Here is a 14809-nt window from a genome sequence, read left to right as displayed (position 1 = left end):
CAGCTATTACTGACCGAATCGCAAGAAGTCCGGTGCGGCCTACTCCGCCGCCTGCACCTTCAGCACGCCGCGCTTGATCTGGTCCTGCTCGATCGATTCGAACAAGGCGCGGAAATTGCCCTCGCCAAAACCTTCGTCGCCCTTCCTCTGGATGAATTCGAAGAAGATCGGCCCGATCACGGTTTTCGAAAAAATCTGCAGCAGGATCTTGGTCGTGCCGCCGTCGACCACGCCCTCGCCGTCGATCAGGATGCCGTGCTTTTTCATGCGCTCGATCGGCTCTTCGTGCCCATTCACGCGGGCGAAGGACATGTCGTAATAGGTCTCGGGCGGGCCCGGCATGAACTTCAGCCCGTTGGCGGCCAGCCTGTCGGTGGCGCCGTAGATGTCGTCGGTGCCGACGGCGATGTGCTGGATGCCCTCGCCATTGTACTTCTTCAGATATTCGGCGATCTGGCTGGTCTCGTCCTTGGACTCGTTGAGCGGGATGCGGATCTTGCCGCAAGGCGAGGTGATGGCGCGGCTGACCAGCCCGGTAATCTTGCCGTCGATGTCGAAGAAATGGATCTGCTTGAAGCCGAACAGGTCGCGGTAGAAATCCCACCATTTGTCCATCTGGCCGCGATAGACATTGTGGGTCAGGTGGTCGAGATAATAGAACCCGACGCCTTCCGGCCTGGGGTCGCGCTTGCTGAGCCAGTCAAACTCGGCGTCATAAGCCGAGCCCTTCTCGCCGTAAGTTTCGATGAAATAGAGCAGCGAACCGCCGATACCGACGATCGCCGGCACATCGAGTGTCTTGTCGGCGCCTTCATAAGGGGTCGCGCCCTTGGCAACGGCATGGTCGAACGCGTGCCTGGCATCGACCACCCGCCATGCCATCGAGGCCGCGCAAGGGCCGTGCTTGTCGACGAATTTCATTGCATGCGAACCGGGTTCGGCATTGACGACATAGTTGATGTCGCCCTGCCGCCAGACGGTGATGTTCTTGCTGCGGTGCTTGGCCACCCGCACATAGCCCATGCGGGTGAAAAGCTCGGCGAGCTTTTCCGGCTCGGCATGCGCGAACTCGACGAACTCGAAGCCGTCGGTACCGGCGGGATTGGCTTTGCTGATCTTGGCGGGCGGTGCGTCGTGCGGGAAGGGACCCATGGCATTGCTCCGAAATCTGGCATTGGCCGCGTCGGCCATATCTGAGCCCAATTATAGCGCGGAGCGAGCGCACATTGCTTGCATTCAAACACTTGAAATGATCTGATCATGCGCAAGTTGTGCATAGTGGAGCGGAAATTTATGGATGACGCGCGCATTGATCAGTTTGACCGCAAGATAATGGCTCTGCTGCAAGGTGATGCGCGGCTGACCAACAACGATCTGTCGGAACGGGTGAACCTGTCCGCGTCGCAGTGCTCGCGTCGTCGCCAGCGGCTGGAGGAGGACGGCTATATCAAGGGTTACCGGGCGGTGCTCGACCGCGACAAGCTCGGTTTTTCCCTCGTCAACGTCATCTCGGTGACGCTCGCCACCCACAACCGCGACAATGCGCGGCGTTTCGGCGAGTTGGTAGCGCGACTGCCGCAGGTGCAGGAAGCGCACGCGCTGACCGGCGAGATGGACTACATATTGAAAGTGGTGACGCCCGATCTCAAATCATTGTCGGAGTTCGTCAACGGCGTGCTCCTGCCGCACGAATCGGTGCAGCACGTAAAGACCGCGATCGTGCTGGAGACGCTGAAGGAAACCGGCGCGCTGCCGATTTGAGTTCAAGCCATGACCACCTTTCAGATCGCTGGTTTCATCATTTTTATAGGCGGGATGGTTCCTTACGCCATTGGTAGCTTAATCCACATCGCGCATAATCCGGAGGCCTTGGACCTGAGCTTTCGGGTTAATCCTTGGCCTTCGTGGCCCTATGGCTGGGTCGAACTCACTCATCCGAAGTCGCGCTGGTGGTGTGGCATCGGCTTTCCAACGTGTCTCGCGGGCTTCATCCTGCTGTTGGTCAGCACGATCCCGCTCGGTGATCTCGCCCTATACACCGCTTTGTTTGGAGCCTTCTTCGGCCTGCATGAACTCATAGCAAGGCGACGTCGCTAGCCAGCCGGCTGACGGATTCCAAGACCGGACTTACGTCACCCCTTTTGCTGCTGGATCAGTCCATACAGATTTGTGCAGCGGGCGCCGGAACGGCAATAGGCGAAGACCGGGCCTTCGAGTTCGTCGAGCGCTTCGGCCTGGTCCTCGACATTCTCTGCGGTGATCTGGCCGCTGATGACCGGGATGTAGCGGAAAGCAAGCCCAGCGCCCTCGACCGCCGCCTTGACGGTGTCGGCCGATGGCTGGCCCGGCTGCTCGTCGTCCGGCCGGTTGCAGATCACGCTCTTGAAGCCTGCCGCCTTGATGGTGGCGACATCCTCGGGCTGGATCTGGCCGGAGACCGAATAGTCCTCGCTGATCTGACGATATTCCATAGCTGTGTCCTCGCAATCTGGCTAGCGGCAGTCTTGCCACTCCCGGACCCGGTCGGCAACCGCCATTAGATAGAAATCCGGCCGGGCTATTTCAGCCCGACCGGATGGAGTGACTGGACCGCTCAGCTTCCGAGGATCGCGCCTTTGATCTGGGCGATGTTGTTGTGCATCAGGTCGATATAGGTCGAGGCCGGGCCGTCGGGCCGCGACAGCGCATCGGAATAGAGCGTGCCGCCTACCTTGATGCCGGTCTCGCTGGCGATCTGCTCGATCAGCCGTGGATTGGTGATGTTCTCGACGAAGATCGCAGCCGCCTTGTCCTGCTTTACTTGTCTGACCAGCTTGGCGACGTCGGCGGCCGAGGGCTCCGACTCAGTCGACACTCCTTCCGGGGCCAGGAAGGTCAAGCCGTAGGCCTGCTCGAAATAGCCGAAGGCATCATGCGAGGTGATGACGACGCGCTTCTCTTGCGGAATCGACTGGATTGCGGCCTGCACTTCGCCCTCGAGCGCATCGAGCTTTTGCGTATAGGCGGCTGCATTGGCCTTGTAGCTGTCGCAACCCGCAGCGTCGGCCGTGCAAAAGGCATCGGCGATGTTCTTCACATAGATTTTCGCATTGGCGATCGACTGGAAGGCGTGCGGATCGGTGACCGTCTTGCCGCCACCGGCATCCGCGCCTTCGGCGGCGTCGGCCTCGGCGAATTCGGGTTTGAAATTGATCGGCGTGACCCCCTTGGTCAGCACGGCGACAGTCGCCTTGGTGGCGCTGGCGTCGACCAGGCGCTGCAGAAAACCTTCGAAATGCAGGCCGTTGACCAGCACGATGTCGGCCTTGGCCATCGCCACCGCATCGGCTGGGCTCGGCTCGTAGACATGGGCGTCGCCGTCCGGCCCGACGATGGTGGTCAAATCGATCCGGTCGCCGCCGACGTTTTTGGCGAAATCGGCGATGATCGTGAAGCTGGCGACCACTTTCAACGGCTCTGCGAAGGCCGACGATGCGCTAAAGGCGGTTAATGTTATAACGCTCACGGCCAAAGCGGCGCGGATCGATTTCAGCATGGACAGGTCTCCTTTGTTGGGATCAGGCGGTTCTGTGGCGGTGATGGACGATGCGGGCGCGCAGGATGCCGCGCGTGCCGAACAGGATCGAGGCGAAATAGACGACGCCGGCGGACAGGATAATGGCCGGGCCGGAGGGCAGCGATGCATGGTAGGACAACAACAGCCCGGCTACGCATGAGGCAAAGCCGATCAGCACCGCCAGCACGCACATCGGTTCGACGCGCATGGTCCAGAAACGGGCCGCCGCCGCAGGCAGCATCATCAGCCCGACCGACAGCAATGTGCCGAGCGCCTGGAAGCCGCCGACGAGGTTGAGCACGACGAGGCCGAGAAAAATGAAATGCACCGGGCTGCCCAGCCGGCTGACCGAGCGCAGGAACAGCGGGTCGAGGCATTCGGCGACCAGCGCCCGCCAGAAGATGGCGAGGCTGACCAGCGTCACCACGACGATGCCGCCGATCAGCGTCAGCGCCTCGTTGTTGAGCGCCAGCACGGTGCCGAACAGCACGTGCATGAGATCGACGCTGGAGCCGCGGATCGACACCATCAGCACGCCGATGGCCAGCGAAATCAGATAGAAGGCCGCCATCGAGGCGTCCTCGCGCTGGATCGTGAAGCGCGAGACGGCGCCGGCGCCGAGCGCCACGATGATGCCGGCGATCAGTCCGCCGACGGTCATCGGCAGGATCTCCAGGCCATAGAACAGGAAGCCGGCGGCGGCGCCCGGCAGGATGGCATGGGCCATGGCGTCGCCGGAAAGGCTCATGCGCCGCAGCATCAGGAACACGCCGACCGGGCAGGCGCCGAGCGACAGCATCAGTGAGCCGGCGAGCGCCCGCTGCATGAAGGCGTAGTCGGCGAAAGGGGCGACGAACAGACCGTAAAGCACGTCCATCATGCCGCCCTCGGCCCGGAGCCGTGATGATGGTCGTGGTCATGGGGATGTTCGTGGCCACTGTGCTCGTGCCCACTGTGCCCAAGATCGTGTTCGCCAGGCTCACACCACGGCGCGTTGTCTTCCCAGGCTTCGTGGAAGCGGCGCGCGCGCAACAAATTCTCTGGCCGCAACGTCTCCTTGGTCTCGCCCCAGGCGATCGGCTGGCGTGCCAGAAGCAGTGTTTCGGGGAAATTCTGCCGCACCAGGTCGAGATCGTGGACGACGACCATGATGGTGCGTTCCTCGCCATGCCAGCGCTTGATCAGCGCGATCAGGTCGCCGACCGTCTTCGAGTCGACGGCGTTGAACGGCTCATCGAGCAGGATGAGCTCGGCATCCTGCAACAGCACGCGGGCAAACAGCGTGCGCTGCAGCTGGCCGCCCGACAAGGTGTCGATCGGGCGCTTCTCGAAGCCGCCGAGGCCGACGGCCATCAGCGCCTTGCTGACCGAATCGCGATCTTCCCTGGTGTAGCGGCCGAGCAGCCCGCGCCGTGGCCACAGCCCAAGCGAAACCAGATCGACGACCCGGGCCGGAAAGGAACGGTCGAGCTCGGATTGCTGCGGCAGATAGGCGGCGCGCACGCCGGGCGCCCGGATCACCGCGCCGGCCATCGGCTTCAGAACGCCAACGATGCCCTTCATCAGGGTCGACTTGCCGGAGCCGTTGGCGCCGACTATCGCCGTCAGCGATCCCTTGCGGATCGTGCCGTCGAGGTGATGGATGGCCGGGTGGCTGTTATAGCCGAGCGTCAGGTCGCGGAAGGTCAGGCAGGTTTGGCTCATGTGACGACCCGTTGGAACGATGATCGGTGCGGCGGGGCAGCGGCCGATTCGATATGTGATGTTATTACATTAGTCAACAAGCCAATCGGGCGGAATTGCGACCGGGCCGTCGTCTTGTGTGCTTTGGCTTGGCTCAAGAAGTTCCGCTCGAGCGGCCTTGCCCCCGGCGAACCCGGACCCTAAACAGGCGCAGCCGACAAGAGAAGGCCGGACAAGAGAAGGAATATCCAATGAGCATTCGTCGCATCGATGTAGGCCCGCGCATGAGCCAGATCGTCATCCACGGCAACACCGTCTATCTGGCCGGTCAGGTCGGCGAGCCGGGCGGAAACGTCGGCGCCCAGACCAGGGACATCCTGGCGGCGATCGACGAATTGCTGGCCAAGGCCGGCACCGACAAGACCAAGATCCTGCAGGCGATCATCTGGCTGGCCGACATGAGCACCTTTGCCGAGATGAATGCGGAATGGGACAAATGGGTGCCGCAGGGCCACACGCCGGCTCGCGCCACCGGCGAGGCCAAGCTTGCCGGACCGGAATATCTGGTCGAGATCATCGTCACCGCGGCAATTTGAGAGGCGGCTCCTAACCCTCCCCCTCGAGGGGAGGGTCGGCGAGTAGTCGGAGCGAAGCGGAGACTGCGAGACGGGGTGGGGTCGGCGAGGTTGCACCGACCCCACCCCGCGTCACAAAATGCCGCCATGCGGCAATTTGCTCCGCGACCCTCCCCTCGAGGGGGAGGGTTACCCCCTTGACGGCGTGAACCGTGCCACCAGTGTGTGGCTTTCGGCCGCGTAGGTGAAACGGACATGGGTGACGGGGTGCTCGGCGCTCCATGTCCGCCGCTCGATCACCAGGCACGGCGCGCCCGTCCCGATGTCGAGTGCCGCGGCAATGTGCTTTTCGGCGGCAACCGCGCGGATGCGATGCTCGGCGGCACTCCACGGCACGCGGCCGATCAGCCACGGACCGGGCGCGGTGTCGACAAATTCTTCATTGGAAGCTTCGCTCACGGCAGCCAGGTTGATCAGCCGCTGCTCGTGGGCGAACGGCCGCTTGCCGGCGAAATGCCGGCATTCCAGCGCCAGCACCGGCCCGGCGACGTCGAGTTCCAGCAGCGCGCGATCGTCGGCGCTGCTGCGCCTTCTGTTTCGCGCCATGCGCTCATAACGGTATGGCAGGCCAAGCGCCTCGACCTCGATCCGGATGTCGTGGATCTCGAGAACGGCCGCCTGCGATTGCGGCCGGCGGACAAAACTGCCGGAGCGGCGGCGGCGCTCGATCAGCCCGGCCTTGGCCAGCTGCGACAGCGCCTTGTTCACCGTCATGCGCGAACAGCTGTACTCGGCCGTCAGTTGATGCTCGAACGGGATGCGGTGGCCGGGCGCCCAGGCGCCGGACAGGATCCGCTCGCTGATGTCCGACAGAATGCGCTGGTGTAGCGAGAGCGCCTCGCCGCTATCCACTGTCTCGATCATGCCCATGCGCCACTTGCCCGTTGAATGAGGTCCGGCTCATCCGGCCGAAAGTTCAGTCATGACCTTGCGGAAGCGCCCGGCAATGGCATCGCGCTTTGCATGGATGCCGTCGCTGACCAGTTTCCTGCCATGCACCCAGACGCAATCGACTTTGGTGCCGTTGGCAAAAATCCAGGCGTCAAGGATTGCATCACCTGCCTTACCAGCCAGCGATGGATGGTTGTGGTCGAGCGAGACGAAATCGGCTGAGCCACCAGCGGCGATCCGCGAAGCGCCGGCGCCCAGCGCAGCACTGCCACCGTCGAGCGCCGCATCGAACAAAGCGCGGCCGGTCGAGCCGCCGGCAACCGCCATGACATTGCGGGCGCGGTGGGCGAGGCGCTGCGAATATTCGAGCTGGCGCAACTCGTCGGGCAGGCCGATCAGCACGTTGGAATCCGAGCCGATGCCGAAGCGGCCGCCATGCTGCGTAAACAGCGGCGCGGCAAAGGTGCCGTCGCCGAGATTGGCTTCGGTGATCGGGCAGAGGCCGGCAACGGCGCCGCTTTTCGCCATTTGGACCGTCTCGGCTTCGGTCATGTGGGTGGCGTGGATCAGGCACCAGCGCCGGTCGACCTCGGCATTGGCAAGCAGCCATTCGACCGGCCGCGCGCCGGACCAGGCAAGGCAGTCCTCGACCTCCTTCATCTGCTCGGCGACATGGATGTGGATCGGCCCATCCGGCGCAGTCATTGTGACCGCGGCGAGTTCCTCCGGTGTCACGGCCCGCAAGCTGTGCGGGGCGACGCCGACGACGGCCTGCGTCAAGCTGCGAACGGATTCGCGGCTTTTCTCAACAAGCCGCGAGAACTGGTTCACATCGTTGATGAACCGCCGCTGCCCTTCATTCGGGACAGCGCCGCCGAAAGAGGAATGCGCATAGAACACCGGCAGCAGCGTCAGCCCGATGCCGGTATCGGAAGCTGCAGCAACGATGCGCTCCGCCATCTCGGCGATGTCGGCATAGGGCTGGCCGTCACGGTCATGGTGCAGATAGTGAAACTCGCCGACCCGCGAGAACCCTGCCTCCAGCATCTCGACATAGAGTTGGGCTGCAACCGCCTCGACCTGGTCCGGGGTCATCGACAGTGCAAAGCGGTACATCACCTCGCGCCAGCTCCAGAAACTGTCGGCGGAAGGGCCGCGCAATTCGGCAAGGCCTGCCATGCCGCGCTGGAAGGCATGGCTGTGCAGGTTCGGCATGCCGGGCAGCAGGATGGCATGGCGTTCGTCGCCAGGCAGAGGCAAGGTGTTGGCCTCGACCGTTGCGATACGACCGTTGGTGACAACGATGCGCACATGGCTGTGCCAGCCGTCAGGCAAAAGCGACTGTTCCGCAAAGATCGCCGTCACGTTTTTCTCCAAATCCCGGTCTGCCATGCGATGATAGCGCTTGCAGTGCCTTTTGATATGTATATACATAATCACCGCCGATTGAAACGGAAAAGATGATGGCTGGAGAGAGCAAAGGCCGGGCAGGGGAGGTTCGCCTCTGGCGCAATGCGCGCCTCGCGACCATGGTCGAAAACAGCGCCGGACTTGGCATTGTCGAGCACGGTGCAATCGCCGCGCGCGATGGCCGGATCGTCTATGCCGGGTCGGAAGCCGACATGCCGGCAGCGCTCCGCGAGAACGCCGAGCTGATCGACTGCGAAGGCCGCTGGATCACGCCTGGCCTGATCGACTGCCACACCCATCTCATCCACGCCGGCAACCGCGCCAACGAATTCGAGATGCGGCTGGCCGGCGCCACCTATGAGGAGGTCGCCAAGGCCGGCGGCGGCATCGTTTCCTCGGTCACGGCGCTGCGTGCGGCGAGCGAGGCCGAACTGGTCGCGCAGTCGCTGCCGCGCCTCGATGCGCTGATCGCCGAAGGCGTCACCACCATAGAAATAAAGTCGGGCTACGGCCTCGATCTCGAAAACGAGAGGAAATCGCTGCGCGCCGCGCGACGGCTGGGCAGTGAGCGGCCGGTGACGGTCACGACGAGTTTCCTCGGCGCTCATGCGCTGCCGCCCGAAGCAAAGGGTGACAAGGACGCCTTTATCGACCTTGTTGCAAAGGAGATTTTGCCGGCCGTCGCTGCCGAGGGTCTGGCCGATGCCGTCGACGGCTTTTGCGAAGGCATCGCTTTTTGGCCGGAGCAGATCGCACGCGTGTTCGATGCGGCAAAGGCGGCGGGCCTGCCGGTAAAGCTTCATGCAGACCAGCTGTCCAATCTCCAAGGCGCGGAACTTGCGGCGCGCTATGGCGCCCTGTCGGCCGACCATCTCGAATATACCGATGAAGCCGGTGCTGCAGCGATGGCAAGGGCTGGAACCGTGGCGACGATCCTGCCCGGCGCCTATTATTTCATCCGCGAGACCAAGAAGCCGCCGATCGCCCTGTTTCGCCAGCATGGCGTCAGGATGGCGGTCGCCACCGACAACAATCCGGGCACTTCGCCGCTGACCTCGCTGCTGCTGACCATGAATATGGCGGCAACTTTGTTCGGCCTGACGGTCGATGAATGCCTTGCCGGCGTCACTCGCGAAGCCGCCCGCGCGCTCGGCTTGCTTGGGCAGGCCGGCACGCTGGAGGCCGGAAAATCCGCCGATCTGGCGATCTGGGACATCGAGCGCCCGGCCGAGCTCGTCTACCGCATGGGCTTCAATCCGCTGCATGCCCGCATCTGGAGGGGACAATGACCGAACTTAAGCTAACGCCAGGCGATGCGACGCTGGCCGACTGGCGCGCCATCTATCGCGGCGCCGTGCCGAAGCTCGACGATGCCTGCCGCCCAAAGATCAAGGCCAGTGCCGAGGCCGTCGCCAGGATCGTTGCCAAGGGTGAGCCGGTCTATGGCATCAATACCGGTTTCGGCAAGCTGGCCAGTGTCCGCATTCCGGCCGCCGACCTGGAGACGTTGCAGCGAAATATCGTGCTGTCTCATGCCGCCGGCGTGGGCCAGCCGATGCCGGTGGCAATTTGCCGGCTGATGATGGCGCTGAAGCTGGCCAGCCTGGCGCAGGGCGCCTCCGGCGTGCGGCCGCGGACCATCGAACTGCTCGAGGCAATGCTGGCCAACGACGTCATTCCCGTGGTGCCGGCGCAAGGCTCGGTCGGTGCATCCGGCGACCTCGCGCCCCTGTCGCACATGACCGCGGTGATGATCGGCGTCGGCGAATGCTTTACCCCGCATGGCCGCTTCCCGGCCAAGGTCGCCTTTGTCTCGCACGGCCTGGAGCCGGTGACATTGGGCGCCAAGGAAGGCCTGGCGCTGCTCAACGGCACGCAGTTTTCGACCGCCTATGCGCTGGCTGCATTGTTCGAAGCGGAAGTGCTCTATCAGTCGGCGCTGGTCGCCGGGGCGCTGTCGACCGATGCCGCCAAGGGCTCCGACGCGCCTTTCGATCCACGCATCCATCTGCTCAGGAAACATCCCGGCCAGATCGAGACGGCCGAGGCGTTGCGCAATTTGATGGCCGGCAGCGCCATCCGTGAATCGCACCGCGTCGGCGACGAGCGCGTGCAGGATCCATACTGCCTGCGCTGCCAGCCGCAGGTGATGGGCGCCGCGCTCAGCGTGCTGCGTCAGGCCGCCGACACGCTCGGCACCGAGGCCAACGGCGTCACCGACAATCCGCTGATCTTTGCCGAGGACGACACTGCGCTTTCGGGCGGCAATTTCCACGCCGAGCCGGTGGCCTTCGCTGCCGACATGATCGCGCTCGCCGTCTGCGAGATCGGCTCGCTGTCGGAGCGGCGCATTGCCATGCTGGTCGACCCGGCGCTGTCGGGCATGCCGGCCTTTCTGACACCGAAGCCGGGGCTGAATTCAGGCTTCATGATCCCGCAAGTCACGGCGGCAGCGCTCGTCTCGGAAAACAAGCAGAAGGCCTATCCGGCCAGCGTCGATTCGATCCCGACCTCGGCCAACCAGGAAGACCATGTCTCGATGGCGGCGCATGGCGCGCGCCGGCTCATCGGCATGGTCGAGAATGCGACGGCCGTCATCGGCATCGAATTGCTGGCCGCGGCGCAAGGCTGCGATTTCCAAGCACCGCTGGCATCAAGTGCGGCATTGGAGGCGGTGCGCCGGCTGGTCAGGACAGAGGTGCCGCATCTCGACAATGACCGCCATTTCCACCCAGACATGGAGAAGGCCATCGCCATGGTGCGCAGCGGCGCGGCAGTGGAAGCGGCAAGCGCGGTGAAGCTGCCGGGGATTACGTCATGAGACTGTTATCGCTGCGTTACGCCACGATGGGGCGCTGTCCCGCCGATCTCAGCTCGGCAACACCGGAACTTTCAAAGCCGGAAACAAAAAACCCGCCTCGGGGGCGGGTCGTTGGTGTGAATCAGCACCATACTGAAATTAGTAGCATAGCTGCCGGCACAAAGCAAGAACAAAATTCGTCGCAACCGGCAAAAAGATGCGAATTCCCTTTATCGGCTCGCCTTATCCGTATTCCCGGGGTCGGTGCGCAAGGTCGCGTTCCTTCGCGCCCCCCTCTGTCCTGCCGGGCATCTCCCCCACGAGGGGGGAGATTGGCCGTCGTCTCGGCTTTCGCCAATCTCCATCGTTGCAGGACCGAGCGAGGCGCCGCAGCTGGCAATCTCCCCCCTCGTGGGGGAGATGCCCGGCAGGGCAGAGGGGAGCGCCGTAGAGCTCCAACGCAGGAGAATCTTCTATGACCGTGCCTTCCTGGCTCACGGTAACGCGTGGCACGGCGCCGCTGCTGGTCTCGATCCCGCATACCGGCATCGATCTGGCCGGCCTCGACAACCGGCTGGTCTCGACCTGGATCGGCCGCCGCGATGCCGACTGGTGGATCGACAAGCTCTATGATTTCGCCGAGAGCCTCGGCGCGACCGTCGTGCATACGGCGATCTCGCGCACCGTCATCGACGTCAACCGCGATCCGTCCGGCGCCTCGCTCTATCCCGGCCAGACAACGACCGGCCTATGCCCGACCGAGACTTTCGACGGCGATCCGCTCTACCGCGAGGGTGAAGAGCCGGGACCGTCGGAGATCGACGAACGCCGCGCAAAATTCTTCGTACCCTATCATGCCGCCCTGCAGGCCGAGATCGACAGGCTGCGCGCCCTGCATGGAAAGATCGTCGTCTACGACTGCCATTCGATCCGCTCGGTGCTGCCGCGCCTGTTCGAAGGCACATTGCCGGTCTTCAATCTCGGCACCAATGACGGCAAGAGCGCCGATCCGACGCTGCAGGAGAAAGTTACGCAGATTCTGGCGTCAACCGACGAGAGCTTCGTGGTCAACGGCCGCTTCAAGGGCGGCTGGATCACGCGCCATTTCGGCCGGCCGCAAAACGGCGTCCACGCGCTGCAGATGGAACTCTCCAACCGTGGCTATCTGCGCGAGCCCGAAGGCAAGGGCGTACCCGACAATTGGCCGGTGCCTTACGACGCCGAATTCGCGACCCCGATCCGCGTCACGCTGAAGAAGATCCTGGAAACCGCGATCGACTGGACCGAGCGCTGATGCGCGCTGCCGCGCACCTCATTCGAAAGGGACAATGACGCCATGACCGATCCTCGCCACAACATTCGTGAAGTGCGCAGCCCGCGCGGCAGCGAGCTCAATGCCCGCACCTGGCTGACGGAAGCGCCGTTGCGCATGCTGATGAACAATCTTGACCCCGACGTCGCCGAAAACCCCAATGAACTAGTCGTTTATGGCGGCATCGGCCGGGCGGCGCGCACCTGGAACGATTTCGATCGCATCGTTGCCTCCCTGAAGACGCTTGGAGACGACGAGACGCTTTTGGTGCAATCCGGCAAGCCGGTCGGCGTGTTCCGCACTCATCCTGATGCGCCGCGCGTGCTGATCGCCAATTCGAACCTCGTGCCACACTGGGCGACATGGGAGAAATTCAACGAGCTCGATAAGAAGGGCCTGATGATGTACGGTCAGATGACGGCCGGCTCGTGGATATACATCGGCACGCAAGGCATCGTGCAGGGCACCTACGAGACCTTCGTCGAGGCCGGCCGCCAGCATTACGGCGGCAATCTCAAGGGCAAATGGATCCTGACCGGCGGCCTCGGCGGCATGGGCGGCGCCCAGCCGCTGGCCGCGGTCATGGCCGGCGCCTGCTGCTTGGCAGTAGAATGCGATCCCGACCGCATCGATTTCCGGCTGCGCACCCGTTATGTCGATGAGCGTGCCGACACGCTCGACGAGGCTCTGGAAAAGATCGGGCGCTGGACCAAAGCCGGCGAGGCAAAATCGGTCGGCCTGGTCGGCAACACCGCCGACATCGTGCCGGAACTGGTGCGGCGCGGCGTGCGCCCCGACATCGTCACCGACCAGACCTCGGCGCATGATCCGCTCAATGGTTATTTGCCCAAGGGCTGGTCGCTGGCCGAATGGCGCGAGAAACGGACGTCCGACCCGAAGGCCGTTGAAAGAGCTGCCCGCGCGTCGATGCGCGAGCATGTCGAGGCGATGGTGGCGTTCTGGAACGCCGGCGTGCCGACGCTCGACTACGGCAACAACATCCGCCAGGTGGCGAAGGAGGAGGGGTTCGAGAACGCCTTTGCCTTCCCGGGCTTCGTGCCGGCCTATATCCGTCCGCTGTTTTGCCGCGGCATCGGCCCGTTCCGCTGGGCAGCACTTTCCGGCGATCCCGAGGATATCTACAAGACCGACGCCAAGGTGCGCGAGCTGACGCCCGGCAATACCCATCTGCACAATTGGCTCGACATGGCGCGTGAGCGTATCGCCTTCCAGGGGCTGCCGGCGCGCATCTGCTGGGTCGGCCTTGGCGACCGCCACCGGCTCGGCCTCGCCTTCAACGAGATGGTCGCCACGGGCGAACTGAAGGCGCCGGTGGTCATCGGTCGCGACCACCTCGATTCCGGCTCGGTCGCCTCGCCGAACCGCGAGACGGAATCGATGAAGGACGGCTCGGATGCCGTCTCCGACTGGCCGCTGCTCAACGCCCTGCTCAACACCGCTTCCGGCGCCACCTGGGTATCGTTGCACCATGGCGGCGGCGTCGGCATGGGCTTCTCGCAGCATGCCGGCATGGTCATCGTCGCCGACGGCACGCGCGAAGCGGCCAAGCGCCTGGAACGGGTCTTGTGGAACGACCCGGCAACCGGCGTCATGCGCCACGCCGATGCCGGCTACGACATCGCGATCGAGTGCGCCAGGGAGAACCAGCTCAACCTGCCCGGCATATTGGGCTGAGCCGCGCCTTGCACATCCTTCGGGCAGCCGAATACCGGTCAATGCCGTGGAAGAATGGCGGCGGGGTGACGACGGAGATTGCCGTTTCGCCGTCAGGCGCCGGACTCGATGATTTCGACTGGCGCGTCTCGATGGCGCGCGTCGAGGACAGCGGGCCGTTCTCCGGCTTTGCCGGCATCGACCGGACCTTGGCCGTGCTGGAAGGCGAGGGCATGGTCCTCGATATCGCCGGCCGGCTGCCGGTCGAAGTCACCAAGGCTTCCGCACCGCTTGCCTTTCCGGCCGACGTGCCGACGCAAGCCACGCTGATCGCCGGTCCGATCACCGATCTTAACGTCATGACCCGCCGCGCCCGGGCGATCCACACGGTCGAGCGCCTTCTGATTTCGGCTCCGACGGAAATCCGGGCTGACGCCGATGCGACGCTCATCCTGTGCGTCGACGGCGGGTTCAGGGTGGCCGGCGCGGCACCCGCGCAACTGGGGCCGCTCGATACATTGTTGCTCGGACTGGAAGCACCGGAACTGCGTCTGGACCCCGTCCGGCCGGCGATGCTGTTCGTGATCCGCATCGACCGCATTGCCGGCAACGATTAACGCCTGTTTCCAAACATGATCGCGATGCCGGCCAAATATCGCGTAAGCTGGTCCCGGCATCACGAAAAAGCCTGAATCTTCCGCCGATCAGAAGCCGAAACGATGCTCGGAGTGCTCGCCTGGAAGTTGTCGAAAGACGACACCTTGTCGTAGTGCGGAAACAAACTTTCGGCCAAGTGTTGCGATGCAACCAATTGCATTTGGACCGGTTTTAGGGACATTGCCGTGGCG

15 protein-coding genes are annotated in these 14809 nt (G+C 63.7%); 8 read left to right on the top strand and 7 right to left on the bottom strand.

Annotation, left to right across the window (positions count from 1 at the left end; all coding sequences use genetic code 11):
- Window positions 1–39: 39 nt before the first annotated feature.
- Window positions 40–1152, bottom strand: coding sequence for a 4-hydroxyphenylpyruvate dioxygenase (gene hppD, locus NKJ94_RS12790; protein ID WP_352525402.1), 1113 nt, complete (start codon window positions 1150–1152; stop codon window positions 40–42).
- Window positions 1153–1293: 141 nt separating this feature from the next.
- Here hppD and NKJ94_RS12785 point away from each other — a divergent pair, with 141 nt between their 5' ends.
- Both NKJ94_RS12785 and NKJ94_RS12780 read left to right on the top strand, forming a co-directional pair.
- Window positions 1294–1761 carry an Lrp/AsnC family transcriptional regulator gene (locus tag NKJ94_RS12785; protein WP_352525401.1) on the top strand — a complete coding sequence of 156 codons (468 nt, stop codon included), beginning with the start codon at window positions 1294–1296 and terminating at the stop codon, window positions 1759–1761.
- Between the two features lie 9 nt (window positions 1762–1770).
- Window positions 1771–2097: a hypothetical protein gene (locus NKJ94_RS12780; protein ID WP_352525399.1), complete on the top strand. Its 327-nt coding sequence runs from the start codon at window positions 1771–1773 to the stop codon at window positions 2095–2097.
- Between the two features lie 35 nt (window positions 2098–2132).
- Here the strand turns inward: NKJ94_RS12780 and NKJ94_RS12775 are convergent, their stop codons facing one another.
- The 4 genes from NKJ94_RS12775 to aztA form a co-directional block, all read right to left on the bottom strand.
- Window positions 2133–2471, bottom strand: a complete 339-nt coding sequence (locus NKJ94_RS12775; RefSeq protein ID WP_352525398.1) for a protein tyrosine phosphatase family protein — start codon at window positions 2469–2471, stop codon at window positions 2133–2135.
- Between the two features lie 122 nt (window positions 2472–2593).
- The gene (gene aztC, locus NKJ94_RS12770; RefSeq protein ID WP_352525396.1) at window positions 2594–3535 is read right to left on the bottom strand and encodes a zinc ABC transporter substrate-binding protein AztC; all 942 of its coding nucleotides are present in this window, start codon (window positions 3533–3535) and stop codon (window positions 2594–2596) included.
- Window positions 3536–3557: 22 nt separating this feature from the next.
- Entirely contained in the window at window positions 3558–4433 is an 876-nt protein-coding gene (gene aztB, locus NKJ94_RS12765; RefSeq protein ID WP_352525475.1) for a zinc ABC transporter permease AztB, read from the bottom strand.
- Entirely contained in the window at window positions 4433–5260 is an 828-nt protein-coding gene (gene aztA / locus NKJ94_RS12760) for a zinc ABC transporter ATP-binding protein AztA (protein WP_352525395.1), read from the bottom strand. Before aztA ends, aztB begins: the two co-directional genes overlap by 1 nt.
- Before the next feature lie 230 nt (window positions 5261–5490).
- Here aztA and NKJ94_RS12755 point away from each other — a divergent pair, with 230 nt between their 5' ends.
- Window positions 5491–5835 (top strand): RidA family protein, encoded by a 345-nt coding sequence (locus NKJ94_RS12755; RefSeq protein ID WP_095496140.1) that lies wholly within the window; start codon window positions 5491–5493, stop codon window positions 5833–5835.
- A gap of 168 nt (window positions 5836–6003) precedes the next feature.
- On the opposite strand, the gene hutC is transcribed toward NKJ94_RS12755, so the two are convergent.
- Window positions 6004–6744 carry a histidine utilization transcriptional repressor HutC gene (gene hutC, locus NKJ94_RS12750; protein WP_352525393.1) on the bottom strand — a complete coding sequence of 247 codons (741 nt, stop codon included), beginning with the start codon at window positions 6742–6744 and terminating at the stop codon, window positions 6004–6006.
- Between the two features lie 30 nt (window positions 6745–6774).
- Window positions 6775–8130 (bottom strand): formimidoylglutamate deiminase, encoded by a 1356-nt coding sequence (locus tag NKJ94_RS12745; RefSeq protein WP_352525391.1) that lies wholly within the window; start codon window positions 8128–8130, stop codon window positions 6775–6777.
- 98 nt (window positions 8131–8228) lie between these two features.
- On the opposite strand from NKJ94_RS12745, the gene hutI reads away from it, so the two are divergent.
- The 5 genes from hutI (at window position 8229) to NKJ94_RS12720 (ending at window position 14578) form a co-directional block, all read left to right on the top strand.
- On the top strand, window positions 8229–9464 hold the full coding sequence (hutI, locus tag NKJ94_RS12740) for an imidazolonepropionase (RefSeq protein WP_352525474.1): 1236 nt from the start codon (window positions 8229–8231) through the stop codon (window positions 9462–9464).
- Window positions 9461–10996 (top strand): histidine ammonia-lyase, encoded by a 1536-nt coding sequence (hutH, locus tag NKJ94_RS12735; protein ID WP_352525390.1) that lies wholly within the window; start codon window positions 9461–9463, stop codon window positions 10994–10996. The genes hutI and hutH overlap by 4 nt, the downstream gene beginning before the upstream one ends.
- A 454-nt stretch (window positions 10997–11450) precedes the next feature.
- Window positions 11451–12269, top strand: coding sequence for an N-formylglutamate deformylase (gene hutG, locus NKJ94_RS12730; protein WP_352525388.1), 819 nt, complete (start codon window positions 11451–11453; stop codon window positions 12267–12269).
- 42 nt (window positions 12270–12311) lie between these two features.
- Window positions 12312–13982, top strand: a complete 1671-nt coding sequence (hutU, locus tag NKJ94_RS12725) for a urocanate hydratase (protein ID WP_352525386.1) — start codon at window positions 12312–12314, stop codon at window positions 13980–13982.
- Window positions 13983–13990: 8 nt separating this feature from the next.
- Window positions 13991–14578 (top strand): HutD/Ves family protein, encoded by a 588-nt coding sequence (locus NKJ94_RS12720; protein ID WP_352525385.1) that lies wholly within the window; start codon window positions 13991–13993, stop codon window positions 14576–14578.
- Window positions 14579–14809: the final 231 nt, after the last annotated feature.

The organism is Mesorhizobium sp. M0060 (assembly GCF_040323155.1).
Lineage (GTDB): Bacteria > Pseudomonadota > Alphaproteobacteria > Rhizobiales > Rhizobiaceae > Mesorhizobium.
Note: the sequence above shows the minus strand (reverse complement) of the source record. Positions and strands in the feature narration are given on the sequence as shown.

Coding starts and splice junctions, on each gene's coding strand:
- hppD (WP_352525402.1), bottom strand. CDS start 1,152: ATGGGTCCCTTCCCGCACGACGCACCGCCCGCCAAGATCAGCAAAGCC.
- NKJ94_RS12785 (WP_352525401.1), top strand. CDS start 1,294: ATGGATGACGCGCGCATTGATCAGTTTGACCGCAAGATAATGGCTCTG.
- NKJ94_RS12780 (WP_352525399.1), top strand. CDS start 1,771: ATGACCACCTTTCAGATCGCTGGTTTCATCATTTTTATAGGCGGGATG.
- NKJ94_RS12775 (WP_352525398.1), bottom strand. CDS start 2,471: ATGGAATATCGTCAGATCAGCGAGGACTATTCGGTCTCCGGCCAGATC.
- aztC (WP_352525396.1), bottom strand. CDS start 3,535: ATGCTGAAATCGATCCGCGCCGCTTTGGCCGTGAGCGTTATAACATTA.
- aztB (WP_352525475.1), bottom strand. CDS start 4,433: ATGGACGTGCTTTACGGTCTGTTCGTCGCCCCTTTCGCCGACTACGCC.
- aztA (WP_352525395.1), bottom strand. CDS start 5,260: ATGAGCCAAACCTGCCTGACCTTCCGCGACCTGACGCTCGGCTATAAC.
- NKJ94_RS12755 (WP_095496140.1), top strand. CDS start 5,491: ATGAGCATTCGTCGCATCGATGTAGGCCCGCGCATGAGCCAGATCGTC.
- hutC (WP_352525393.1), bottom strand. CDS start 6,744: ATGGGCATGATCGAGACAGTGGATAGCGGCGAGGCGCTCTCGCTACAC.
- hutI (WP_352525474.1), top strand. CDS start 8,229: ATGGCTGGAGAGAGCAAAGGCCGGGCAGGGGAGGTTCGCCTCTGGCGC.
- hutH (WP_352525390.1), top strand. CDS start 9,461: ATGACCGAACTTAAGCTAACGCCAGGCGATGCGACGCTGGCCGACTGG.
- hutG (WP_352525388.1), top strand. CDS start 11,451: ATGACCGTGCCTTCCTGGCTCACGGTAACGCGTGGCACGGCGCCGCTG.
- hutU (WP_352525386.1), top strand. CDS start 12,312: ATGACCGATCCTCGCCACAACATTCGTGAAGTGCGCAGCCCGCGCGGC.